This window comes from Streptomyces sp. HUAS TT7 (genome assembly GCF_051550175.1).
Taxonomy (GTDB): Bacteria; Actinomycetota; Actinomycetes; order Streptomycetales; family Streptomycetaceae; genus Streptomyces.
Window position 1 is genome coordinate 1,401,074 of record NZ_CP196175.1, and the last position, 22,993, is coordinate 1,424,066.

General features: G+C 69.6%; 17 protein-coding genes, 1 tRNA gene and 3 pseudogenes. 14 read left to right on the forward strand and 7 right to left on the reverse strand.

Features of this window, described 5'->3' with window-relative positions:
* Nucleotides 1–320: 320 nt before the first annotated feature.
* Entirely contained in the window at nt 321–1,667 is a 1,347-nt protein-coding gene (locus ACSHXC_RS06100) for an alpha/beta hydrolase family protein (protein WP_438290573.1), read from the reverse strand.
* A 2,170-nt stretch (nt 1,668–3,837) separates the two neighbouring features.
* Between ACSHXC_RS06100 and ACSHXC_RS06105 the strand changes: the two genes are divergently transcribed.
* Together ACSHXC_RS06105 and ACSHXC_RS06110 are read left to right on the forward strand one after the other, a co-directional pair.
* Nucleotides 3,838–4,791, forward strand: coding sequence for an esterase/lipase family protein (locus tag ACSHXC_RS06105; protein WP_438290575.1), 954 nt, complete (start codon nt 3,838–3,840; stop codon nt 4,789–4,791).
* A gap of 1,361 nt (nt 4,792–6,152) precedes the next feature.
* Nucleotides 6,153–6,226, forward strand: a tRNA-Met gene (locus tag ACSHXC_RS06110).
* 80 nt (nt 6,227–6,306) lie between these two features.
* Here ACSHXC_RS06110 and ACSHXC_RS06115 read toward each other — a convergent pair.
* Nucleotides 6,307–7,209: a COG4705 family protein gene (locus ACSHXC_RS06115; RefSeq protein ID WP_438290577.1), complete on the reverse strand. Its 903-nt coding sequence runs from the start codon at nt 7,207–7,209 to the stop codon at nt 6,307–6,309.
* A 416-nt stretch (nt 7,210–7,625) separates the two neighbouring features.
* Nucleotides 7,626–7,709: pseudogene (locus ACSHXC_RS06120) on the reverse strand (IS21-like element helper ATPase IstB); the annotation flags it as partial.
* Nucleotides 7,710–8,052: 343 nt separating this feature from the next.
* Between ACSHXC_RS06120 and ACSHXC_RS06125 the strand changes: the two are divergent.
* The 3 genes and pseudogenes from ACSHXC_RS06125 to ACSHXC_RS06135 form a co-directional block, all read left to right on the forward strand.
* Entirely contained in the window at nt 8,053–8,376 is a 324-nt protein-coding gene (locus ACSHXC_RS06125; RefSeq protein ID WP_438290578.1) for a metal ABC transporter permease, read from the forward strand.
* Entirely contained in the window at nt 8,370–8,789 is a 420-nt protein-coding gene (locus tag ACSHXC_RS06130) for a Fur family transcriptional regulator (RefSeq protein WP_438290579.1), read from the forward strand. Before ACSHXC_RS06125 ends, ACSHXC_RS06130 begins: the two co-directional genes overlap by 7 nt.
* A 117-nt stretch (nt 8,790–8,906) precedes the next feature.
* Nucleotides 8,907–9,209: pseudogene (locus ACSHXC_RS06135) on the forward strand (Y4yA family PLP-dependent enzyme); the annotation flags it as partial.
* A gap of 153 nt (nt 9,210–9,362) precedes the next feature.
* On the opposite strand, the gene ACSHXC_RS06140 reads toward ACSHXC_RS06135, so the two are convergent.
* Nucleotides 9,363–10,379, reverse strand: a complete 1,017-nt coding sequence (locus ACSHXC_RS06140; protein WP_438290580.1) for a CobW family GTP-binding protein — start codon at nt 10,377–10,379, stop codon at nt 9,363–9,365.
* The gene (locus ACSHXC_RS06145; RefSeq protein WP_438290581.1) at nt 10,376–10,669 is read right to left on the reverse strand and encodes a hypothetical protein; all 294 of its coding nucleotides are present in this window, start codon (nt 10,667–10,669) and stop codon (nt 10,376–10,378) included. The genes ACSHXC_RS06140 and ACSHXC_RS06145 overlap by 4 nt, the downstream gene beginning before the upstream one ends.
* A gap of 439 nt (nt 10,670–11,108) precedes the next feature.
* Between ACSHXC_RS06145 and ACSHXC_RS06150 the strand changes: the two genes are divergently transcribed.
* The gene (locus ACSHXC_RS06150; protein ID WP_438290582.1) at nt 11,109–11,651 is read left to right on the forward strand and encodes a hypothetical protein; all 543 of its coding nucleotides are present in this window, start codon (nt 11,109–11,111) and stop codon (nt 11,649–11,651) included.
* A gap of 145 nt (nt 11,652–11,796) precedes the next feature.
* The gene (locus ACSHXC_RS06155; protein ID WP_438290583.1) at nt 11,797–12,300 is read left to right on the forward strand and encodes an AAA family ATPase; all 504 of its coding nucleotides are present in this window, start codon (nt 11,797–11,799) and stop codon (nt 12,298–12,300) included.
* Here ACSHXC_RS06155 and ACSHXC_RS06160 read toward each other — a convergent pair.
* Both ACSHXC_RS06160 and ACSHXC_RS06165 read right to left on the reverse strand, forming a co-directional pair.
* Nucleotides 12,281–12,472, reverse strand: a pseudogene (locus ACSHXC_RS06160) (hypothetical protein); the annotation flags it as partial. The gene ACSHXC_RS06155 and the pseudogene ACSHXC_RS06160 overlap by 20 nt on opposite strands.
* A 23-nt stretch (nt 12,473–12,495) precedes the next feature.
* Nucleotides 12,496–14,313 (reverse strand): APC family permease, encoded by a 1,818-nt coding sequence (locus ACSHXC_RS06165; RefSeq protein ID WP_438290584.1) that lies wholly within the window; start codon nt 14,311–14,313, stop codon nt 12,496–12,498.
* A 426-nt stretch (nt 14,314–14,739) separates the two neighbouring features.
* Here ACSHXC_RS06165 and ACSHXC_RS06170 point away from each other — a divergent pair, with 426 nt between their 5' ends.
* From ACSHXC_RS06170 to ACSHXC_RS06200, 7 genes are all read left to right on the forward strand, one after another.
* Nucleotides 14,740–15,150, forward strand: coding sequence for a hypothetical protein (locus tag ACSHXC_RS06170; protein ID WP_438290585.1), 411 nt, complete (start codon nt 14,740–14,742; stop codon nt 15,148–15,150).
* The gene (locus ACSHXC_RS06175; protein WP_438290586.1) at nt 15,144–17,021 is read left to right on the forward strand and encodes a GMC oxidoreductase; all 1,878 of its coding nucleotides are present in this window, start codon (nt 15,144–15,146) and stop codon (nt 17,019–17,021) included. Before ACSHXC_RS06170 ends, ACSHXC_RS06175 begins: the two co-directional genes overlap by 7 nt.
* Nucleotides 17,018–17,887 (forward strand): hypothetical protein, encoded by an 870-nt coding sequence (locus tag ACSHXC_RS06180; protein WP_438290587.1) that lies wholly within the window; start codon nt 17,018–17,020, stop codon nt 17,885–17,887. The genes ACSHXC_RS06175 and ACSHXC_RS06180 overlap by 4 nt, the downstream gene beginning before the upstream one ends.
* A gap of 189 nt (nt 17,888–18,076) precedes the next feature.
* Nucleotides 18,077–18,721 (forward strand): pentapeptide repeat-containing protein, encoded by a 645-nt coding sequence (locus ACSHXC_RS06185; protein ID WP_438290588.1) that lies wholly within the window; start codon nt 18,077–18,079, stop codon nt 18,719–18,721.
* A 1,180-nt stretch (nt 18,722–19,901) separates the two neighbouring features.
* On the forward strand, nt 19,902–21,107 hold the full coding sequence (locus ACSHXC_RS06190) for an FAD-dependent oxidoreductase (RefSeq protein ID WP_438296457.1): 1,206 nt from the start codon (nt 19,902–19,904) through the stop codon (nt 21,105–21,107).
* 368 nt (nt 21,108–21,475) lie between these two features.
* On the forward strand, nt 21,476–21,907 hold the full coding sequence (locus ACSHXC_RS06195) for a nuclear transport factor 2 family protein (RefSeq protein WP_438290589.1): 432 nt from the start codon (nt 21,476–21,478) through the stop codon (nt 21,905–21,907).
* Nucleotides 21,904–22,743 carry an NmrA family NAD(P)-binding protein gene (locus ACSHXC_RS06200; RefSeq protein ID WP_438290590.1) on the forward strand — a complete coding sequence of 280 codons (840 nt, stop codon included), beginning with the start codon at nt 21,904–21,906 and terminating at the stop codon, nt 22,741–22,743. The genes ACSHXC_RS06195 and ACSHXC_RS06200 overlap by 4 nt, the downstream gene beginning before the upstream one ends.
* Nucleotides 22,744–22,993: the final 250 nt, after the last annotated feature.

Consider the following 22,993-nt stretch of genomic DNA (forward strand, 5'->3'; position numbering starts at 1 on the left):
ATCGATTGCCGGAGGGCAGCCTTGCAGGCAGTCTCACAGGCCAGGTGACTGAGTTCCGTGCGGGACGCGGTGGGCTTAAGTCCTGAAGGTACGCCCCAGGCTGTACAAGTCCCGCACCCTCTTCGGCGGCCCCAGGAGGGCGGGCAGGCCCCCGCCAGATCGTCACCGCACCGCCCGCTACGGGGTGACGCCGAGGTCTTGCTGAACCGCAGGGCAAATGAAGGTTCCGCTTCTGCAGTTCCGGCAGACGAGCAAGCCTGCATCTGGGCGGGGCGTCGGGTAGCCGTGCTGTGTGTGGAGGCTGTCCTTGAGTGCGTCCATCACGGTGTCATCAGGCCCCAGAACAGTGCCCATGGGATGAACACGGCGCCCGCGAGGCTGAGCAGTCCGAGGCGGGCGTGGGTCCGGGCGGTGGCCGAGGCCCTGGCTCGCCACCAGCCCAGTGCTGTGGCTGCGGTCGCCAGTGCCGTTCCGGCCGTCAGGAGTTGCAGGACGAGCCAGAGCACTGGACGGTTGCCGAACACCGGGCCGGGGGACAGCGTCATCGCGACAAGGCCGAAATATCCCAGGAAGCCGAGCACCGCAGCCAGTCCGGTCGCGGCCAGCCATCGCGCTGCCCGGCCGGCGCCCGGGGCGCTGGGGCGCCCGCGCAGGCGTCGTACGAGTTCCACCAGCAGGTACGTGGCGAACGAAACGACCATGAACGAGAAGATGGCGGCCTGTGCCGCGGATGACTGGTAGCCGGGCAGGGGGGCCAGGGCACTGCTCTGCCGGGGCTGGTGGGGCAGGGCGTCGTCGGTCCGGTGTCCATGTCCTGCCACCCAGGACGCCATGGTGTCGACGTAGCCGGGCGTCAGAGCCTTGCCCCGCTGGAAGCCGTCGGCCGAGGCGTGCAGTTTGTGATCGGCGTGCGGGAAGAAGCGCAGCGTGACATCGGTATTGCCACCGTCGCGCAGTGCCTTCTCGATGGCCCCGGCGCTTTCCGCGGGAGGTGACTGCTGGTCGTTGCCCCACATGGCGAGCACGGGCTTGCCCAGTCGCCGCAGCACGGGCATCGGGTCGTAATCCGCCTCGGGGAAGAGACCGGCATCCGCGAGAACCCGTGTGCCGGTCACCGGCACGGTCCGCAGCAGTGACCCGGCGACGCCGTCGTGGCGAAGTCTGTTTTCCAGTGCCCACGCCGACTGCCGGGCCGGGGATACGCCGGACGCGCCGACCAGGACCACGTAGGAGACCTGAGCCGAGCGGGAGGCCGCCAGCGGGGCGACCCAGCCGCCCTCGCTGAATCCCCACAGTCCGATCTTGTGGGGATCCACATCGGCTCGCCCGCTCAGCAACTGGACACCGGCCAGGGCATCGTCAGCGAGCTGAGCGTAGGACCGCTGTGTCATCGAATACCCCGCGGTGCGCTTGTCGTAGCTGAGAACCACGAACCCCGCCCGCGCCATGGCCCGGACCTCCGCCTGGTATTCCGACCGCTTCCCGGGGCCCGAACCGTGCACCAGCACGATCCCGGGCCGCCGTCCCACCACTCCAGCAGGCGCCGTGACCGTACCGTGCAGCGTCACCTCCCCGCTGCGGAACTCCACGCTCTCCTCGGCGCCCTGCCCGGCAGGACGCGCCACAGCCACCCCGGCTGCTGGCGCCAGAGCGGCCAGCAGCACCACCAGACACAATCCCCATCCCCACCGGACCCGCATGCTGCTCCCCCATGCTCAAGGACCTCCCTCCCGAAAGCCTCGGTCGGGTACCTTTTCGACGATCGTGCCTGCACAGGACAACAGCAGCCCATCCAGCAGGCCCGCCAACCGAGTTGGGGCTAGCCCCCGAAGAGCACCACCTGCCTGCTCCCGGCTCGCCCGAACTGGACTGTGACGGCAGCCGTCTGAGTATTCGTCAGGACCCGCGGTGTCCGCTCCCGCACACTCACGGCCGATGCATAGGCGAACAGGAACGTGCCCCGCACGCGGACACCGGGTATGGCTTCAACGGCCTGTCGACGACGGCTGCACATGACTGGCCGCCCGGTGTCCCACGACACCCCAGCCGCCGATTGGGAGTTGCGATTCGGTCGCTGCTGAAAGCCACCCCAAGGGGGAGCTGCCCCGGGGCGGCTCCCCTCCTCCTGCGCGACACAGCGGAGGACGCCAGGGAGCGCCCAGAAAAGACGATCACCCAGTACAACAGCGCAACAGGCGGATTCGGATGCCACCCGCCGCGGCACCACCAGCTCGGCCGGCAGCACATGCGCGACCCTGCAGCCCGAGCACCGCGACCGGCGCGGCCGCAGAAACAACCGAGCGCCGAGATCACCACATACTTCCCGCGGCCGCCCATGACCCCATGTCACAGACCCCGCGCCAGCGTGACCCGCTGCATGCAGAAGCCCCCGCCGGACCCGATCCGGCGGGGGCTTCTGCGGGTCACGGCCCCTATCAGCGGGGTCCCGGCTGTAGCTGTCCGAACAGTTGGAAGACCTCTCGGGCCGCCGCTCGGCTCCCCACTTCACAGCAGATCGCGGTATCCCGTCGCGGTGCCCGAGAACTCGCCGGTGCCAAGCGCGGTCCCCATCACGGCGAGCACCGCAGCAACGTGGGCACCCCAGTACATGTCCACTCACAGCGCCGCCTCCCCCGCTGGACGATGGGGCTGCGGAGCAGTCGGCGTACGGGACATGAACGTTTTGGACGTGCCCTCCCCCCTCCGGTCCGACGGCACCGGGCGGTCACCCTCGCCGCGCTCAGGCTGTGGCTCCGGTGATGATCTCTGCTTCAGGGAGCGGGGCTGCCTTTCGTGGCCCCCGCCATGGCCACGGAAGCCCGAGGAGCCGGTGTGCCCGCGCAGCTTCGTGAATCGTCGGGCTGCTGCCGCGTCCTCCTAATGCGCGGCCGGTGCCGGGCGGGCGCTGCGTGCGGGAGGGCAGGGGATGGATGACGGGTGAAACGGTCGGTATCGGGCTGCCGTATTGGTGGGGCGTGTGAGTCTGTGGGCCGGTGCGCGGGAGGCGCGGCTGCAGTTGCCGCTGAGCCGCTACGGGCTGCGTGCCGAGGGGGTGGTGGACCAGGAGCATGAGCCTGGGGACGATGGTTCGACGCCTGTCGTCGAGTTCACCGACCGGCAGGGCCGGCCCGTCAGGTTCCGGCTCCCCATGACGGGGACGGGCTGGCCCTCGGAACCCATGTACCGGTCGCCTACCTGCCCGAAAGGACGAAAAGCGCACGGGTATTCACCCGGAAGTACCTCCTACATCGGATCGTCGGCTTGTTCTTCGGAGCCATGCTCTGGCTCGGCGTCGCGACTGGAGTCGTGTTCACGCACTGAGCTTGTTCTCCCGGAGACCGCCCACCGCCCTGGATCAGCCCAAGGTCCCACGACAGTGCGCCTGACCTGATAGGTGCTCAAGATCGAGTGCTTAGTGTTAATGGCCGTACCAGTCCCAAGTATCGAAGGACGCCGCCACGAGGTATGACAGGGGCGGGGTCACGGCCAAGGCGCTCTCCGCGGAACTCAACTCCGGGGCGTGCCGGGGGCGTCGAGGTCACTCACGGCCGCACGACCCCGGAGAGGGGCTTTGTCGGCAGCCCCACCTACCCCCTTCGAGGTTTGTGTTCCTCCCTTCAGAACCTCCCGCCTCGTGTGCATACTGGGGGCCCGGAAAGTTACCCGGGGTACGCGGCCGACGGTCCGGGATTCTCCTCGGGCGTTACCAGGCCCGGGGTCTGACGGTGCGTCATCCGGTGGGGACGTCGGAGGAGGTCACCCGAGGTCCCCTCCTCAGTCGGCACCCCATGGGAAACATCGCGCGTGGCCCGAGTTCCACACTTCTCAGGAGCCGTCTTGCACATACCGAAATATGTCACCGCCGTCTGTGCCGCCGCCGCGGCGACGGTCTTGGCCACCTCCACGTCCGCGGCCGCGGAGACCGGCCCGAAGCAGGACAACTTCCTTCCCGCCATGGTCCATTCCATCCTCCACCTCGACATCGATCCGCCGGGCGCCAATGACTGGAACTGCCGTCCCAGCGCCGCCCATCCGCGTCCGGTCGTCCTGGTGCACGGGACCTACGAGAACCGCTACAACAACTGGGCGCGGATGTCCCCCGAGTTGAAGGCCCAGGGCTACTGCGTCTACGCCCTCGACTTCGGCGACACCGACGACGCCGGAGTGGCTCTCGCTCCCACCGTCAAGGGCTACGGAGACATCAAGCAGTCCTCCAAGGAGCTGGCCGCCTTCGTGGACAAGGTGCTCGCCGCCAGCGGCTCCGGCCAGGTGGACCTTGTCGGCCACTCCCAGGGCGGGACCCTGTCCCGCTGGTATCTCAAGGCCGACGGAGGCGCGAACCCGACCGACCCCTCGAAGAACAAGGTCAAGAAGGTCGTCCAGCTCGGCGCGACCAACCACGGCACCACCATGAGCGGCATCGAGACGCTCGCCGACATGCTCCACATGCTGGGCCCCGGGGAGAAGATCCTCGGGAAGGCGGGCCCCCAGCAGTACGTGAAATCAGACTTCATCAAGGAGCTCAACGCCGACGGGGACACCGTTCCCGGGATCGACTACACCGTGATCGCCACGAAGTACGACGAGATCACCACGCCCTGGCAGAGCACGTTCATGACGGCGGGTCCCGGAGCAACGGTGCAGAACGTCACCTTGCAGGAGGGCTGCTTCGTCGACCTCTCCGCCCATCTGAGCATGACGTACAGCCCGCGTGCGATCGGACTGGTCAAGCGGGCCCTGGACCCCTCAGCCCCGGCGGCTCCCTGTGTGCCGAGGGCGCCCGCCTTCTGATTCCGGCCCGAAGGTCCGCCTTGGCCGATCTCGATCGTCAGTCGGCCGCCGGAGGATGCCGGAAAGCAAGGCGGCCGACTCCGCCCTCCAGTCCCGTGAAGATCTGGCGGCCGCCAGATCTTCACGGTCTTCAACGCCCTGGTTCACCCCAGGAAACTCAACCGCACCTGGCGGTCCGGGTTGTCCTTGTTCGGCCATGGTGTCGCACCCCCAGAACGTGCCGAAAGGCCGGGACCCCACAGAGTCCCGGCCTTTCGGCGCAGGCGGGCTCCGCCCCACGGGCCCACCGCGCCACACGGGGGCCTTGCCCCGCCCGGGATGCCGTTGACGGGTCACGGGCTCAACACCTGAGGACCGGCCAGGAGATGGCGCGGCCCCGGGGGTCAACGGTCCACCACCCGCGCACACCGCCCTGGCCGCGCAACCCCCACACCCACCGCGAGCGGCGGCCCGCCAGCGCTTCCACCACGTGCTCCACCCCCACGAGGGCCGTAACGGCGTGCCCCCGGCCCCAGCAGCCAACGGTGGCGGGAAGACGGCCGGGAAGGCCACCCCGCCACCGCGTTCCCCGCGGCCACGCAGAACACGTCGCGATCGAGGGCGCGACCTCGCCGGTGGTCGTGGAGCTCGGCGTAGGGATCACCAGCACCGCAACCCGCGCCGACAGGCTCAGCGGTGGGCAGCACGCCCAGCGCGCCGACCTGGGAATCGAAGGGGCGTGAGCGGTACGGGAGCGCGCATCTCTCACACAGGGCGGCCGCGCGACGCACCCGTTGCCGAGTGTTGTTACGAGAAGACCCGTCGCGACACGTTGGATGGCGCCCAACTCGCCGCACTCCGACGGGCCTTGGTCTGACAGCCACGGTGACCACAGCCGCGGCCGGTCGTTGGACCGGGCGGTCAAGTGAAGTAGTGCACAGGAGTCCCGGGGAACGGTCATGGTCACAAACCCCGGGACTCCGCGCCGGGGCCGGCCTCACCGCATACGCGAACCCGCACCCTCCCCCGTCTCAAGCACATGGCGTTCACCCTGCACGGCAAGGAAGCTGCGCGCTCTTCATGAGGGGAATGGACGGCCCGGCTCTTTACAGGAACCGGGGCCCTCCCTTCCCGAACCGCCCGAGCCGAAGCCGGACCCCACCATCATGAAGCCCCGAAAGGCCTCTCTACCAGTGGAGTAGTTCAAGCCCCCCTACCGGTCATCGACCACGACGCCCCCTTCCGCCCGCTCCCCGCCCGCACTCCCCGCTCCGGCAACCCCCAAGCAGCCGCCGCGAACCCGCCCACCACAGGAACGCGGCCAGCCGCACGACCGGCTGGTCCCCAACAGTCGATCCGTGACGTAGGGTTGGGTTCACCGACGCGGGGTGGAGCAGCTCGGTAGCTCGCTGGGCTCATAACCCAGAGGTCGCAGGTTCAAATCCTGTCCCCGCTACTGCACAAGAAGGCTCGGAGCCCACGCTCCGGGCCTTCTTGACGTTGCCGAACCGTGCCGGGGGTTCCTGGTGCTTGTGCTCACCCCGTGTGAGGCGTGGTGGCCGAGTTGGCCGGTGCTCCGTTCGGTCGCTGAGGCAGCCCGGTGCGCCGGTCCACCGGTGCCGGCAGCGGGTCCAGCGGGCAGCGGCGCACGTGCCAGGTCTGGAGGCCGACGAGGAGGAGCAGCGCCATGCACAGGGTCGCGGAACTGCCGGCCGTGCCCCAGCCGAGGCCACCCTGTGCTGCCGGCTTGGCCAGTGCGTCACCGCCGGCGGCTCCCAGCGGACGGGTGAGGATGAACGCCAGCCAGAACAGGACGGTCCCGCTGACCGCGGTCAGGTAGTGCGCGGCGACGATGAGCAGCATGATGCCCGCGATGACCAGGAAGGCGCCCCGAAAGCCCAGGCCGGTGTCGTCAGAGAGCCAGTCTCCGCTGGAGGTGCCCAGCGTGTTGGAGACCAGGATCGCGGTCCAGTAGAGGATCTCGCCGGTACGGCTGGAGATGTTCTCCACGTCGTAGGTCTGCCCGGTGCGCCACCATGCCAGGAAGACCAGTGCGAGGACGGTGGTGAGGATCACCGCGCCCCAGGCGTAGCCGAGGCCGTCGGGCGCGCTGCCATGGCCGAAGCCACGGTTGAGGAAGTCGGAGATCTCGGTGCCGACCATGCTGGTGCCCAGGACCACCGCCCAGTACAAGGCGGGATGGAACCGGCGTGCCCCTACCTGCGCCACGACGACGATCAGGAAATAGACCAGGAAGACGAAGGCGGTCGTGAGGTAGCCGAGCTTGAAGGTGATGCCGAGCAGGTCTCCGGCCGTCTCCCCGAGAGTGACGGCAACCGTCTTCAGCACCCAGAACAGCACCGTCACCTGGGGAAGCTTGCGCAGCACGTACGTCGCCTCGCTCTGCCCCGCCACCGCACCGCGCATGTGTGTCGCCATTCCGCTCCGATCCTGGCTCCTGCCCGCGCCCTGCGTGCCGTGGCGCGGTGATGCGGCGCGTGTCATCACGAGCCGTCACTTGTCCTGCACGGTGCGGAAATCACTGGTACAGCCTGCCAATACCGACGTACCCGGCAGCCCCATTCCCGCCCGGGAAGCCGATCACCACCCGAAGGAGGGACGGCCCTTGACCACGGCACCACCGTCCCAGCCGACGACGTCCGGTACGGACTCCACGCCCTCGACGCCGAAGAGACCCCGCTGAGGATGTGCAGGAGCCAAGTGAAGTTGCGGCACGTTGTGCCGTCACAAAACAGGAAGTCGTCGCACACCGCTGAACCGATCGTGCAGCTCGAAGCAGCGCACGCATCAGCGTCACAATGACGAGGTCACGCTGCGGCGTCCTGCGCTCGGCCTTCGATGATGTTCCGGCCGAGGGTGAGACGGTCGACGATGGCCGCGCAGAGCCGCGGATCGGTGAACGTCCTCGCCCACCCACCTGTGGCTGGCACTTGTTCCCTCACAAGAGTTTCCGCTGCCACCTGGCCGTATCCCGCTCTGGCGACTCTCGCTGACTCTGCAGGTCATCGCGGGAGGAGCCGTCCCAAAGAACCGCTGACTACGGATCCACGGCAGTTCCAGGCCCGGACAAGCCATTACCGACTGGCGCTACCCAGGACGATTCGGTCAAGAAAGCATCAACGCGAATGTCTCGTAGCGCTACCACCACCCGTCGGCCCACCGCCGTCGTCATCGGCGCCAGCGCGACAGGCCTGTTGGCCGCGGCCGCACTCGCCGAGTTCGCCGACGTCACAGGCGGTGGCCGCTGCCCGTCGCGTTCCCGTGCGTGTTCTGGGGATCGTCTTCCTCGTCCTGACCGGCGCCGCCGCTGCCGAGGCCACCCAGGCGGTCGGCTCCCTGCTCCTGCTCAGCCTGCTCGCCGCGCCGGCCGGAACCGCCCAGCGCCTGACCGATCGGCCCTACCGGGTGCTCTCCCTGTCGGCGGGACTCGCGGTGGCCGACCTGTGGGCCGGGCTCGCCCTCGGCTACGCCGTGCCCCAACTCCCGCCCAGCTTCCCCATCATGGCCGTCGCCACCGCCGTGTACGCGGTCGCGTTCGTCGCCGTACGGTCAACGCTCCGTACCGGGCCAAGGACGGCATGCTGACCACCCCGCCCGACGACGTGAACCTCATCGGCCGCCGAACCGCCCAACGCGCAACCGTGCTCCAGGCGTTGATCGAGGCCCGCGGATTCGTTGGCGCCAGGACGCTGCACGCCGCCCTCGAAGCATCGGGTTCGCACATCGGCCTGAGCACCGTCTGCCGAACCCTGGGCGCCCTCGCGGCCGCAGACCGTGCCGATGTCGTACGCACGAGAGTGGGCGAGCGGCTCTTCCGTCACCGGCCTGCCGCCCAACACCGGCACTACCCGCTGTGCCGCGGCTGCGGCCTGGGCATGCCCATCGACGCCGAGGACGTCGAATCCTGGGCCGAACGCATCACCGCCGCCTCGGGCTTCGCCGAAGTCGAGCACACCGTGGAACTCACCGGCGCCTGCCCGGACTGCCGCGCCGAATAGAGCCGAGGACCCGTTCCACTGCCCTCCCCTGGCCGTTCCGGCCTCCAGCGACACCACACCTGACACAGCTGCCCCTGTCCCCGTCCGGCCCTCACCTCCCCGAGGGCGCACCCTCCTATGGGCGGTGGGCAGCGGTTGGAGCCCCGGCTGGCGTCGCTGCTGGCGGCCACCGGCTTCCTCCAGACGCTGGCGGGCGGCCTCGGGTCACCGCTCAACGTGGTGCTGCCGGACCAGATCGTTGAGAATCTCGCGCGCTTCCGCGCCGTGTACCGCAGGCACCACCTGAGCGGCGAGATCTTCTTCACACACAAGGCGAACCGGTCGAGCACATTGGTGCGGCGCCCGGCCGTCACGGGCGTCGGAGCCGGGATGGACGTCGCGTCGCTCGGCGAGCTTCAGCACACCCTCGGGGCATGCGGCACGGCCAGACCTCGGCGCCTGCCGCCAGAACGCGAACCGTGCCGTCGGCCCTGGCGACGGCCGCCAGGTCGCCCTGTGCGCTGAGCGCGACCGGCGCGTCGTCGATGGCGGCCTCCCAGGCGGTGATCAGCGCCTGGTCGGGGACGGTGAAGCTCACGCGGCCGCGGCCGCCGTGGCCAGGCACTCGGCGAAACCGCGCTCCAGCGCCGCACGGTCGAGGTTGCGCCCGATGAAGACCAGCCGGTTGCGCCGCTCCTCGTCCTCGCGCCAGTCCCGGCCGAACTCCCCGTCCAGGAGCGTGTGCACGCCCTGGAACACGTACTGCTCGGGCGCGCCGGCCAGGGCGAGGATGCCCTTGGAACGGAAGATGTCGACGCCCTTGGTGCGGAGCAGATTGCCGAGCCAGCGGTTGAGCCTGTCTTCGTCGAGTTCGCCGGGCAGGTCGATGCCGACCGAGGTGACGGTGGTGTCGTGCCGGTGCTGGGTGTCGGTGAGGAAGGACGGGGCGTCGGCGAGCACCCGCTCCAGGTCGAACGCGCCCATGTCCAGGACGTCGCGGAGGTCCACTTGCGCGTGCCGGGCCGGGACGATCCGGACCTCGTGGTTGATGGCACGGATGCGGGCGACGACGTCGATGAGGGTCGCGTCGTCGGCCAGGTCGGTCTTGTTGAGCACGATGCGGTCGGCGAGGGCGATTTGCTCGACGGCCTCGTTCTCCACGCCCTCGGGCTTGGCGTCGTCCAGATGCGGGAGCACATGCGCGGCGTCGACCAGGGTGACGATGGCGTCCAGGCGCAGTTGCCCGGCGATCTCGTCGTCCAAGAAGAAGGTCTGCGCGACCGGCGCCGGGTCGGCCAGGCCCGTCGTCTCGATGACGATGCGGTCGAACTTCTCCCGCCGGCGCATCAAGGCGCCCAGGATCCGGATCAGGTCCCCGCGCACGGTGCAGCAGATGCACCCGTTGTTCATCTCGAAGATCTCTTCCTCGACATCGCACACGAGGGCGTCGTCGATACCGACCTCGCCGAACTCGTTCTCGACGACAGCGATCCGCAGGCCGTGCTGCTCGGTGAGGACCCTGTTGAGGAGGGTGGTCTTGCCCGAGCCGAGGAAGCCGGTCAGGACGGTGACGGGCACCCGTTCGTCACGGAGTTCAGGTGCGGTGGTCATTCATGGGCTCCTTGGTGCGCATCGGTGAGCAGGGCGGCCCGCAGATCGCCCTCGGTGACCTGCCCGGCGGGACGGGGCAGGGTCCAGCGGCGGGCCGGGCCGTCCATCGGAAGCACGACGACGACGGTCTCCAGCGGCGGGCAGCCCGGCTCGGTGCGGGCGAACTGGCGGATCATGACGGCGGCGTCCTCGTCGAGATCGAGGAGGCGACGCACGGCCTCCTTCAACTCGACCAACTGAGGGCCGGGTACGGGCCCTTCCGGTCGTCCGGAGCGGAATCCCAGCGGCATGACGGCAGTTCTCCTTGGTTCTCGGCGGGCGGCGTCCGTAAGGGACCCATCGCCTCAGCTTCACGGTGTCCGGGGGCGAGTGAGCAGGGTGTGGGTTGCCGTCGGCAGCGCGTCAGGCGCTGCCGACGGCCGGTGGCAGGCGCTCACGGCTCCTCGGCCGGTACTCATGGACGCCAATCCCGGAGTACCGCCGGGTCCGTGCGGCCCCACCGCCTACGGGGCGTACGCCTTCCTCGCCAGACTCTAGATGAAAATGGATATCATTAGCAATATCAGGGGCGGCTCTGTAGTCCTGCTGCGGGCGAGTGGCTCTTGCGGCCTGCGGTACGCCAGCGCGCCCGGGCGTAAACGGTCCGCGCCAACGCGGGGTGGCGACCGCCATCAGCCAGCCCGCAGAGCCTTGCCCGTTTCTTTCTCTGCCCGTTAGAGGCTCAAGGTCGTGAGCGCGTCCCGGGCACCCAGGGGCGGCGAACCCGTCCTCTGGGCACGCGGCACCCGGCCATGCAGCGCGCACCCGCGCCGAGTGCGACTGCCCGGCACGGCAACTCCTGCCGAGCGGCGATGCCCTGCCGTCCGAGGCAAGGCAGCTCTCACCGATCCGCGCGCCGCGCTGTGGCCGGGCCTGGCCGTCCTGCTGGCCCTGGTGCTGTGGCCGGCCCGGGTATCGGTGGGCCGGGGACGGCTGGTCTCCCGGAGGTTTCTGCGCGAGTCCGGCGTACACACCGACCGGCTGGTCTCGGTGCGCTGGTCCAACGGCGTCGCGCAGCGCCTGGTCCTCCGCGATGCCGAGGGCGACCGGGTCGAGCTGGCCCCGAAGGTCCTGGTCGCCAATCCCCCTCTGTGGCACCTGCTCGACGGCGACGCACGCACCCGTGCCCAACGGGGCACCCTATGCTGCGGCGAAACGGCGCTGCGCCAGTTGGCAGCACGCGTCGACAAGGAAACGGCCCGCACGGTGTTCAGGCTCTCGGGCCTGGAGTAGCCGCTTCCTCTCTCGGCCTGCCTCACTCACTAGCGCTCTGACCGCATAGGTTCGCCGGGTCGGCCGGGCGGGGTGGTGTCCGCTTCCAGCGGGCGCTCTTGGTCGCCACGGATGAGGGCGTGTTTTCGGGGTCTAACCTGGCTCCGTGACGCAGCGATTGAGCACGGTGGTGCTGATGTGTGGCCTTCCGGGAGCGGGCAAGACCACCTACGCGATGGAGCTGGTGCGACGCGGTTACGTTCGGCTCTCGATTGACGAGGTGGTCTGGCAGCGACTCGGGCAGCGCGACGCTGGCTTGGTGCTGGAGACCGAGGCATTCGACCAGCTCAAGGAAGAGGTTCGTCGCGAGCAGCGGCAGGAGCTGGTCGAGCTGATGCTGGCTGGGCGCGATGTGGTGGTGGACTACAGCTTCTGGAGTCGCGCCGCCCGCGACAACTACAAGGCGCTGATTGAAAGTCACGGCTGCCGCTGGGAACTGGTCCATCTCAAGGCCGACCGGACGACGCTGGAGCGTCGCCTCGAGGTACGGAATGGCAAGGAAGGTGCTAACTCCGTCACCGTGGATGAGACGCTGTTCAACCGGTACCTGGCCAACTTCGAGGAACCGAGTGGAGAGGGTGAGCGGGTCTTCACGCAGTCCTCGACCTGAAGACCTGGATCCGTTCGGCGGGGAGGGGACGCCCTCCCCAGCGGAGGCCCTTCTCCCTGCGGATCCGGGCGCGCTCGCGGCGTTGGGCTGCCGGCACGTCAGGATGCCGGGCGTTGCTGTTGCGCCAGCGAAGGTATGCGTGCAGCGCCCGGGTCTGCACGGATGCCACCGGAGGGGCTGCCGACGTCCTCCCCGTCACAGGCTCAGCCGGTAGGGGACGATGCAGACGACCACATCCGTGCGGGCCCGCAGCGCGGCGGCCAGTAGGAGGCCGCGCTGGTTCTGCAGGATCTGGTAGCGGCGGTGGTGCGGTTCGACCTCGGGGATGAGGACGGCGATCTGCCGTCCTCCTTTCGCCGCTGCCAGGACGTAGTCGACGATGGGCTGCACCAGTGAACGGTGCGGGCTGTCGATGACCTCCAGTCGCACCCCCGGGTTCCACCGGTCCCAGTTCGCCCTCAGCGAGCGGGCCTTGTCGGGATCACTGTGCACGGCGACGGCGAGAATCTCGCGGCCGAGGGCGCTGGCGGCGGTCAGCGCGTACTGGGTGAGTTTGCTGATCTCGCCGACCGGCACGATCACCAGGGAATCGGTGTGCCGCACGGGCGGCGGCGGAATGTCACCGAGGCCGAGTTCGATTCCAGCCAGCGTGTAGTAGCGCTGGATCCGGGCGAAGAGCAGCATGAGCAAGGGCACGGCGGCGACCACGACCCAGGCTCCTTCGAGGAACTTGGTGGCGAGCAGCACGATCCCCGCCACGGCAGTCAGCACCGCGCCGATGCCGTTGAGCAGTGCGCGCGGCAGCCAGCGGGGTGGCCGCTGTCCGGCCCAGTGCCGTACGAGGCCGATCTGGCTGATCGTGAACCCGATGAAGACACCGATCGCGAACAGCGGGATCATCCGGTGCGTATCGGCGTTCACGGCGATCAGGAGCAGGGAGGCGAGCAGGGCGAGGGCCACCACTCCCCAGCGGTAGACCGGCCGTTCCGCGCGCAGCCCGAAGAGATGGGGCAGCCGGTGGTCGCGGGCCAGCAGGCTCATCAGGACGGGCAGCCCGCCGAAGCTGGTGTTGGCGGCGAAGCCAAGGGCGAGCGTGACGATCAGGTTGGTCGCGTAGTACAGCCAGCCTGTGCCGTACGAGCCTGCGGTCAGCTGGGCGAGGACGGTGACGCCACCGCGCGGGGCCACGTGATCGCGGCGGATCAGCACCGCGAGGCCGATCAGCATCAGCCCGAGCAGGGCGCCCAGCATCAGCTCGGTGCGCTGGGCCCGCCTGACCCGCGGGGTGCGGAAGGAGGGCACTCCGTTGGCGATGGCCTCCACTCCGGTCAGCGCGGAGCAGCCGGAGGAGAACGCCTTCAGGAGCAGCAGTACCCCCAACGTCTCGGTGGCGTGGACGGGTTGTGCGCTGCCGACGACGGCCGCGGGGTGTGAGCGCAGCAGCCCGAGGACGATGATGCCGAGGATGCTCACGATGAACAGGACCGTCGGCAGCATCAGCACCCGGGCGCTCTCGGCCACCCCTCGCAGGTTCACCGCAGTGAGGAGGGCGAGTCCGATGAGGCAGACGGCGAGCAGGTGCGATCCCAGGGCGGGGAACGCGGAGGCAAGGCTCGCCGCACCAGCGGCGAGACTCACGGTCACGGTGAGCACGTAGTCGACGACGAGACTGGCCGCCGCGAGCAGACTGGTCCGGGGCCCGAGGTCCTTCTTAGCCACCGCGTAGGCGCCCCCGCCGTCCGGGTGCACGGCGATCACCTGCCCGTACGAGACGACGAGCACCGCCAGGAGCCCGGCAATGACGAGGGTCACCGGCAGTGTGGCGGTCAGCGCCCCGGTCCCGGCGGCGACCAGCACGAGCACGATCGCCTCGGGACCGTAGGCAACCGAGCTCAGCGCGTCCAGGGACAGCGCGGCCAGCCCTTCGATGCTGGTGAGGCGGTACTTGTCACCTTCCCCGTGCCGCAGCGGAACTCTCGGCCGCAGCTCGCGGCGGGCCAGTCCGAACGTCATGGAGAACCTCGCGGGGCCGGGAACAGAGAAGGCTGCTCCGGGACAGTCTCTCCGGCTGCCTGCGGCAAAGCGCGGCAAGGACGCGCCAACGCTTGGCGTCGCATCCCAGCCGCCTTGCAGAGGCCACCTTGACCTGGCATCTGGATGGATCTGCACAGCTCAGTTGAATCTCGCACGCGACTGCGGTCGAGAGCCCGCCCGTGAGCTGCTGGTCAACGAAGTCGCTGTGGCTGGGGCGGTGATGGACCGGGCGGTACCGCACTGGACAGGCGCAGCGTGATGAACTGCCGTCCGTTCACCGTTACCCAAGGCCGAACCCCTTGTGAGCGTTGCATCCTGCGAAGATCCAGCATCGCCCGTGTCGTGAACAAGCCCTTCCAAGAGCGCGGCGCATGGACCGGCAGGCAACTGGGCACCGATGCCCGCGTGCCCACCACAGACGACTTACCTCGCTTCATTGACCTGTCGGCACGGCTGACGGGCTTCGACGAAGTGGCCCTGGAGGCCACCGGGCTGACCGAGGTGTACCGGGCGGTCGCTGTGGAAGAGCTCGGCGCGGAGCGGTACGCGCGGCTGCTGCGCGAGCTGCGGGAACCGGACGACGTCCTGGATGGCGAGCTGCGGGAAGCGGCCCGGGCGGTGACGTACCTCTGGTACACGGGCAGTTGGCCGGGGCCGCCGCCGATCGTGGTCTCTCCGCGCGCCTACGCCGAAGGCCTGGTGTGGAAGGCGGCCGGTCTCAAGGCTCCCGCCACCGATCCCGGCGGGTATGGCAGTTGGGGCGAGACGGGCGATTGGACCGGCCAGGACACCGGGGCTGACGGGAGCGGATGGTGACACGGTACGACGTGATCGTCGTCGGCGCCGGTGTCGCGGGCTCGCTCGTCGCGCACCGCCTCGGTCGGCGCGGCAGACGGGTGTTGGTCCTGGAGGCGGGCGCAGCGGGCCCCGGCGCCCACGAGCCGCCCGCCGACCCGCTCACCACCTACCTGACGGCCACCGCCAAGGTACCCGGCTCCCCCTACCGGGCCCACCCGGCGGCCCCCTGGCCCGAGGTGACGGACCTCTCCGGCCTCTCCGGCAGGGACGGGACCCCCGGTTTCCGGGCGGACGGCCACCTGCGGCAGGACGGCCCGCTCCCGTACGCCAGCGGATACGTCCGCGTGAACGGCGGCACCGGCAACGTCTGGACCGGCCTCGCGCCGCGCATGCTGCCGGAGGACTTCAACACCGAGTCCTTCGGGTACGGACGGCGGTGGCCCCTCACGTACGACGACCTGGAGCGCCACTACCGGGCGGCCGAGGAGGAGCTGGGGGTGGCCGCCGACGCCGACGAACAGCGCACGCACGTCGGCCTGCCCCTGCCCGACGGCTATGTGTTCCCCATGCGGGCCCTGCCCCCCTCACGGGTGGACCGCATCCTCTCGGCCCGCCTCGACGGTCGGCGCGTCAAGGACCCCGTCTCCCTGCGCGAGGTCGAGCTGAAGGTGGTCGGCACCCCGCACGCGCGCAACGGCGTCCCGGACCCCCGGTACGACGGCGGCCGCGGCTACGTGCCGCGCGGGCGGGACGGACAACCCGCCCCGGACAGCCGGTGCTTGGGCAACGCGAGTTGCGTGCCGCACTGCCCCTCGTATGCGAAGTACACCCCGCTCAAGACCCAGGGGCGCTGGAGTACGACCGTCACGCTCCGGGACCGGTCCGTGGTGAGCCGGATCCTCGTCGACGGGCGGGGGCGTGCCACTGGCGTGAAGTACCACGCGTACAACGGGCAGGTGTCCGTCGCGCACGCCGATGTCGTCGTGCTCGCCGCGCACGCCGTGGAGAACGCCCGCCTGCTGCTCCTCTCCCGGCTCGCCGACCGCAGCGGCCAGGTCGGCCGCAACCTGATGGACCATCCAGTCCTGCTGACCTGGGGCCTGCTGCCCGACGACGCCGGGCCGTACCGGGGCCCCGGCTCGGTCTCCGGCCTTGAGGGCTTCCGCTCCGGCGCCGCACGCCGATTGCGGGCGCCGTTCCGCGTCGAGCTCGGGGCGTGGGGCTGGGTCTGGGCGAAGGGATCCGTCGACTCGGACGTGCACCACTTCCTCACCGAACGGGGGCTCTTCGGCGCGGAGTTACGGCGAGCGGTCGGGGACCGGGTCCGCCGCCAGTTCACCCTCCAGTTCGAGATGGAACAGGGCGCCGACCCTGCAAACCGGGTCACCCTCCACCCGTACGAGCGCGATCTGCTCGGCCTGCCCCGCCCTCTCGTCACGTACGACCTCGACACACATGTAAAGGAAGGCATGGCGGCGGCCCGGGCGGTCTCCGACCAGATCTTCGCGCTGCTCGGCGCCGAGGACCACACGGACTACACACCGGTGGCAGCCTGGCCGGGCCGCTTCGAGCACGGCGGCCGCACATACGGATACCGCGGCGCCGGCCACGCCGCCGGCACCCACATCATGGGCGACTCCCCCGCCACCTCGGTGGTCGATGCCTGGCAGCGCTGCTGGGACCACCCCGGCCTGTACGCGGTCGGCTGCGGCAGCATGCCCTCGGTGGCCACCTCCAACCCGACGCTGACGATGGCCGCGCTCACGTTGCGCAGCGCGGAGCGCATCGAGGCAGACCTGGCAGCCCGCGACAGCCCGACCCCTCTTGCCCCGCCCTCGGCACCCCCGGCAACCGACGAGCCAACACCGACCCGAGGAGTCTCGCAATGACCACCCCTCTGCCGCTGCCGCCCGTACCCGAGTCTTTCCAACTCCCTTTCCATTACGGCGCGTTGCACCAGATCGGCATCGACTGGCTGGTCGACCCGGGCCCGGTCCGCAAACTGCTCGCCCAACAGCACCCGGATCTGACCGCAGCCATCTTCGAGGACGGGCAGGCGCTGGCCTCGCTCAACTACCAGCTGTACTTCGCGCAGTACGCGTTCGGCGGCGGCACCACCCAGGAGATCGAGTTCAACGTCATCGCGTTCCCGTCGCGCGAGGGCGACCGGCTCCCGCGCCTGACCTACGCCCAGTACGCCCAGGGCTGGGACCAGACGAAACTGCTCGGCATCGCCCGCCTCCACGTCGTGTGCGACAACCCCTTCGCCATCAGAGCCGGGCGAGAGCTCTACGCGGAACCGAAGCACGCCGGCTGGTTCGAGGTCGGCCTGCCGTCCCTCAACGGACCCGTCGGCGAAACCTGGACCATACAGTGCAAGGCCGCCACGATCGGCCCGGACGACACCCTGGAGAAAGACCCGCGCCCGCTGCTCGACATCACCGCAGAGCTGGACGGCCTCACCCCCGTCGCCGCCAACTCCGCTCCCATCACCGGCTACGGCACCGACCCCGAGGGACGCCTGCTCGCCGGCCCCATGAACGTCTATCAGCCCTATCGCTGGTACGACCTGGCCTCCCCCGAACACTCTGCCCGCACCCGGCTTACGGTCCACGCCCCAGGCGACGACCTCGGTCACGACATCCGAACGCTCCTCGGCGACGGAACACCGGCCGCCGGCGCATGGACCTACCAGTCTCTCCCCGTCGCTGCCCACAACCGCCCCTACTACCTGCCGACGGGGCCGCGACCCTGACCGGCGGACCCTCAGAGGGTGTGGGCGCCCGGGTGGATGACCGGCAGAGCGCAGACCGACAACCCGCGGGTCAGCGCCCACTGTCGATCCATGGCTGGTCGGCCAGCCATGGCAAGGGGGACAACGCTTTGGTGGGCCGGTACACACCTGCCATGGCCGCCCACCGGGCCGGAATCGCCGGCGGCGGACGTGGCCATCAACGACATCGCACCCCTGGAGACCCGCGCCGCCGACGCCCAAGTGGCGCTGACCGCGCTCGGCGTGCTGTGCCGGCACCGGGAGCAGTCCTGGGTGAATCTCAGCGTCACCGACCTGCGCCGGGCCGACTGCGACGGACTGTGGTTCCCCGAGGTCAATTTCGACCGTGCCTGCCTGGAGGCGGCGGGCCTGTACCACGCCAATCTGACCCAGGCATCCCTGGTCTCGGTCAACCTACGGCACTCTGACCTCACGACTGCGATTCTTCGCCGGGCCCGGTGTGTTCTGGCGGACCTGCGGGGCGCAAAGCTGGTCGAAACCGTCTTGTGTGACGCCGACTTCACCGAGTCCGACCTGCGCGAGGCAAACCTGCGCAAGGCCGACGCCCGTGGCACCGTCTTCCGCCGCGCCGACCTGCGCATGGCTGACTTGCGCGGCTCCGACTTGGGCACTGCTGACCTTGTCGACGCACGCCTGACCGGTGCCCTGGCCAGCGAGCACACCCACTGGCCCGCCGACTTCGACCCCTCGGCCGCCGGAGTCGTCCACGCCGATGACCCCGGACCCGAGCCCTCGCCCCTGCTCCAGCCGCCGGGGATGACGTGGCAGGCCCCGCCACTGCGGTCCACACCGTGACCAAGACACCCCGGTCAAGTCCGCGGCGACCGCGATCGTCTGACCGGCGTCATTCCCCGACGAGACCTGCCTGGAGAGGTGGGCATGTTGGTGGCGGCGAAACGCCATGGGGACGAGAACAACCCGTCGCCTCGGCGGAACCCCAGCGTCACCACCCAATTTGACGGTCTTCGAGGCATCCAAGCCCCACCAAATTCAAGTGGGCCACTGCAAACGGACGGTCGGCTCTGTCGCGGTCGCGCGTCTGCCCCGGGCAGCCGCCGGCCAGTTGGCGGTTGTCTCTTGTTAGTTGGACGGGAGCGCCATACTCCCGGACGGGACGCCACCGTCGGCAGCGCCGGTTCCGATGCCGGAACACACCGACCCGTGCGAAGCCATCCGATGACGAAGTCCTCACCAAAAAACCCGAGTTGGCATCAACAACTCAGGTGCTCGGGTCCAGAAGAGTCGTCGCATGGCCCGAGGAGTGACGCCTCCGGTAAGGCGACCCTGCCGCCGTCACCCCGTGCGAACAGATGGGTATTCGGAAGGCAGCACCTGTCCGCCCGCGACACCATCCGGAACAGGTAGCGGCCGGCGACGGCGGCGTCCGTAGTGACCTGTTCCGGCACCCACAACTCACCCCAGCCGATGGCCAACTGGCGCCTCTCCCGCACGTGTGCGGCAAACTCGGACCGCGGGTATGTCCGCCCGTTGACGCGTTGGACGAAGTCAGGTGTAAGCAGTCAGCCGAGCGTCCGTTCCAGCGGCTCGGCGCTCTCGTCTCCATACAGCAGCCCCGTCAGGAAAGCGGGCAGATCGAATGCAGGGGTCATCGGTGGCCCTCTTCCTGCTCGGCGGAGTCCGGGATGCTTTGGGGGTCGGCTGGACGGAGGAAGCGGTCTCGGCCCCGGTTGAGCAGCGCCGTGATGGTGGGACACCGAGCAACGGGGCTTGCAAGAGAGCTTCTTGTGGGAGCTTGAATATCGGTCCGCTTCTGGTGCCATAGATCCCGTCGGCGCTGTCCCAGACGCGCACCTGGCTCGTAGCCGACCCTGTGCTAGCTTTTTTGCGGACGTACGAAAGTCACAGTCCGGTAGGTAGTCCGGATGGCGGTTGCTCGCTCGTACAGTGCCCCTGAGGCACACCCGGTGCGTCCCTTTTCGTTTCGTGATCGAGAAGGGACACAGCTGTGTCGGATATGCACGTCATCATCGCCGGGGACGGGCTGGGAGGTCTGCCTCTTGCGCAGGGGCTTCGCCAGGCGGGGATCAGCGTCGCCGTCTACGAGAAGGACCCCGGCGCGGCCTTCCGTAACCAGGGTTACCGCATCCGCATCAACTCCGACGGCATCACCGCGCTGAAGGCGGTGCTGACGCCGCAGGCGTTCGAGGTATTCGCGGCCACCGCGGGCAACCCCGGCCCGCGCATGGACACCTTCGACCATCAGCTGAACCTTCTGCACGCCCAGGAACTCCCGCTCATCCAGGGCCTGCCCGGGGGCGGGCACCTGGCCGTCAATCGAATGACGCTGTGTCAGATCCTGCTGTCCGGTCTGGCCAAGAGCGTGCACTACGGAGCCAGGCTCACCCGCTACGAGATCAACCCGCCGGGCGGCGTGACCGCGTACTTCGCGGACGGCACCAGCGCCACCGGCGACGTGCTGATCGGCGCCGACGGGGTCAACTCGGCGGTCCGTCAGCAGTATCTGCCCCAGGCCCAGGTCGTCGATGCCGGACTGCGGCTGCTGTACGGGAAGGTCCCCTTCGCCGACGACGAGGCCCGTGCGCTGGTCCCGCCCGATCTGCTGGGCCTGTGGACCACGGTGGTCGGCGCAGAACGCCGCTTCGTCGGCCTCGCCCCGGTCCAGTACCGCCAACCGATGCGCCAGGCGGCCGGTCGCATCGCTCCGCAGATCGAGCTGAGCGACGACAGCGATTACCTCGCCTGCGTCGTCGGCGCCCGACGCGAGCAGTTCCCCTGCACTGACCAGGAGCTGTTCGCCATGGATGGCCCGCAACTGCGGGCGCTGGCCCTGCCGTTGGTCAAAGGCTGGCACCCGCGGCTGGTCGAGATCGTGGCCCGGCAGGACCCTGCCTCGCTCTTCCCGGTCTCGGTCCGCACCAGCGTGCCCATCGGCCCGTGGGAGACCAGCTCGGTCACCCTGCTCGGCGACGCCATCCACGTCATGAGCCCTGCCATCGGCGTCGGCACGAACACCGCGCTGCGCGACGCCCGCATACTCACCGACCGACTCGCCCAGGCGACCAACGGCCGACCGCTGACGGAGGCCCTGCACGCGTACGAGGCAGAGATGCTCGGCTACAGCTTCGACGCCGTGCGCGACTCGGCCGACCGCGGGCACCGCATGGTGGGCCCGGACCCACTGCCCACCCCCCAGGGATAGACCTCCGCCGCTGCACGGCCACATACCCGCCGCCGCGCGGCAGCCGGCGAACGTGACGGGACAGCTCAGCGGCCGCAGGGCAACTGCCCTGCGGCCGCTGAGCTGTGGCGCCGCGATGAGGGGCGGGGCGCAGACGCCGTCCGCGCCAGCCCCGCGACGGTTGATCGCAGCACGCGCCACACTCGAACCTTGAAAAACGGACTAGCGGTCCGTATTCTCGAACCCATACGGACCGCCGGTCCGTATTTGTTCGGGTGGCGCCCGCCATGAAGAGACCGCCATGCCCCCATGTCGTACCTCTCGTGACGCGTGACCGCACCCGAGGGGCTGGAATCGCCATGCCTTCGAGCAGAACGGAAGCCTTGAACATGACAGTGCCGGTGCCCATGACCGCCGCGGAGCTGTACCGCCATGGCCTGCAACTCCTGTTGGAGAAGGACGTCCCCGGCTGGATGGACCTGTGGGACGAGGGCGGCGTCCTTGAGTTCCCCTTCGCACCCCAGGGCTGGCCCGCGCGGCTGGAGGGCCGACAGGCCATCGCGGACTACATGCGCCACTACCCCGGCCACATCGACCTCCACGACTTCCCCGACGTGACGGTCCATCAGACCACCGCCCACGAGACGATCGTGGTGGAGATGCGCGGGGTCGGCCGCCTGGTGGCGACGGACAGCCCCTTCGACATGACCTACATCGCCGTAGTCACCGTCAAGGAGGGGCGCATCACCGCCTACCGCGACTACTGGAACCCGCTCGCGGTCCAGGAACCCGGCGCCGACTTCGTAGGAGCAAACCAGTGAACACGCCCAGCGCCACCCTGGCCATCGGGGCGACCGGTACCACCGGCCGCCGCGTCGCCGCCGGCCTGATCGCCGAGGGCCACCGGGTCAAGGCCGCCGGCCGACGCGCCACCCCGGTGGAGGGCGCCGAGGCGGTTCGCTTCGACTGGCACGAACCCACCACCTGGGACGGGGCGGTGGAGGGCGCCGACCGCGTCTACCTCGTCCCGCCGATCGGCTCCTCGGACCCGGCCGCGGTGATGCTGCCTTTCCTCCGCCGGGCCCGTACGGCAGGAGTGCACCGCGCCGTGCTGCTCAGCTCGTCGGCGATCCCAGCGGGCGGTCCTGCGGTGGGGCAGGTCCATGAGGCACTGCCCGGCCTGTTCGAGCAGTGGGCGGTGCTGCGGCCCTCCTGGTTCATGCAGAACTTCACCGGCTCAACTCCCCACGCCCGCAGCATCCGTGAGGACGGCGCCATCCTCACGGCCTCGGGAGACGGCCGTGTCGGGTTCGTCGACGCGGTGGACATCGCCGCCGTCGCCGTACGCGCCCTGACCGACGAACAGGCCCCGAACACCGACCTGATCCTGACCGGGCCACAGACGCTGACCTACAGCGACGTCGCCGCGACCATCGCCGAGGTCACCGGCCGTCCCGTGGTCCACCGGCAGTTGACCTTCGAGCAGCTGCGCGACCGCTGGGCGGCCGAGATACCGCTGGAGTTCGCCACCATGCTGGCCGGCATGGACCGCGCCATCGCCGAGGGAGCCGAGGACCGCATCTCGGACACCGTCCAGCGGCTCACCGGCCGCCCGCCGGGAACCTTCCGGGCCTTCGCCGAACGGGCTCTGCTGTGAAGCAGCTGATGTTCCATGGTGATCCGCCGTTCCGGATCGAGACGCTGCGCAACCTCGGCCTCGCCGCCTACGGCGGTCCTGACGCCGGTCCTGACGCCGGTCCTGATGCCGGTGACGACATCATCTGCCCCCGCTTCACCCCACGCAGCCCCCCTCCACCGCCCCACACGCGGCGAACGCCGCCGGGCGCGAGCCGCCACGCGCCCGAACCCACCGAATATCATTCCCTGGGGCCGGGACCGGCCGAAGA

Excerpts from the sequence above, each read along its gene's own strand:
- ACSHXC_RS06180 (WP_438290587.1), top strand. The coding sequence starts at position 17,018 with ATGACCACCCCTCTGCCGCTGCCGCCCGTACCCGAGTCTTTCCAACTC.
- ACSHXC_RS06190 (WP_438296457.1), top strand. The coding sequence starts at position 19,902 with ATGCACGTCATCATCGCCGGGGACGGGCTGGGAGGTCTGCCTCTTGCG.
- ACSHXC_RS06175 (WP_438290586.1), top strand. The coding sequence starts at position 15,144 with ATGGTGACACGGTACGACGTGATCGTCGTCGGCGCCGGTGTCGCGGGC.
- ACSHXC_RS06130 (WP_438290579.1), top strand. The coding sequence starts at position 8,370 with ATGCTGACCACCCCGCCCGACGACGTGAACCTCATCGGCCGCCGAACC.
- ACSHXC_RS06195 (WP_438290589.1), top strand. The coding sequence starts at position 21,476 with ATGACAGTGCCGGTGCCCATGACCGCCGCGGAGCTGTACCGCCATGGC.
- ACSHXC_RS06115 (WP_438290577.1), bottom strand. The coding sequence starts at position 7,209 with ATGGCGACACACATGCGCGGTGCGGTGGCGGGGCAGAGCGAGGCGACG.
- ACSHXC_RS06140 (WP_438290580.1), bottom strand. The coding sequence starts at position 10,379 with ATGACCACCGCACCTGAACTCCGTGACGAACGGGTGCCCGTCACCGTC.
- ACSHXC_RS06165 (WP_438290584.1), bottom strand. The coding sequence starts at position 14,313 with ATGACGTTCGGACTGGCCCGCCGCGAGCTGCGGCCGAGAGTTCCGCTG.
- ACSHXC_RS06145 (WP_438290581.1), bottom strand. The coding sequence starts at position 10,669 with ATGCCGCTGGGATTCCGCTCCGGACGACCGGAAGGGCCCGTACCCGGC.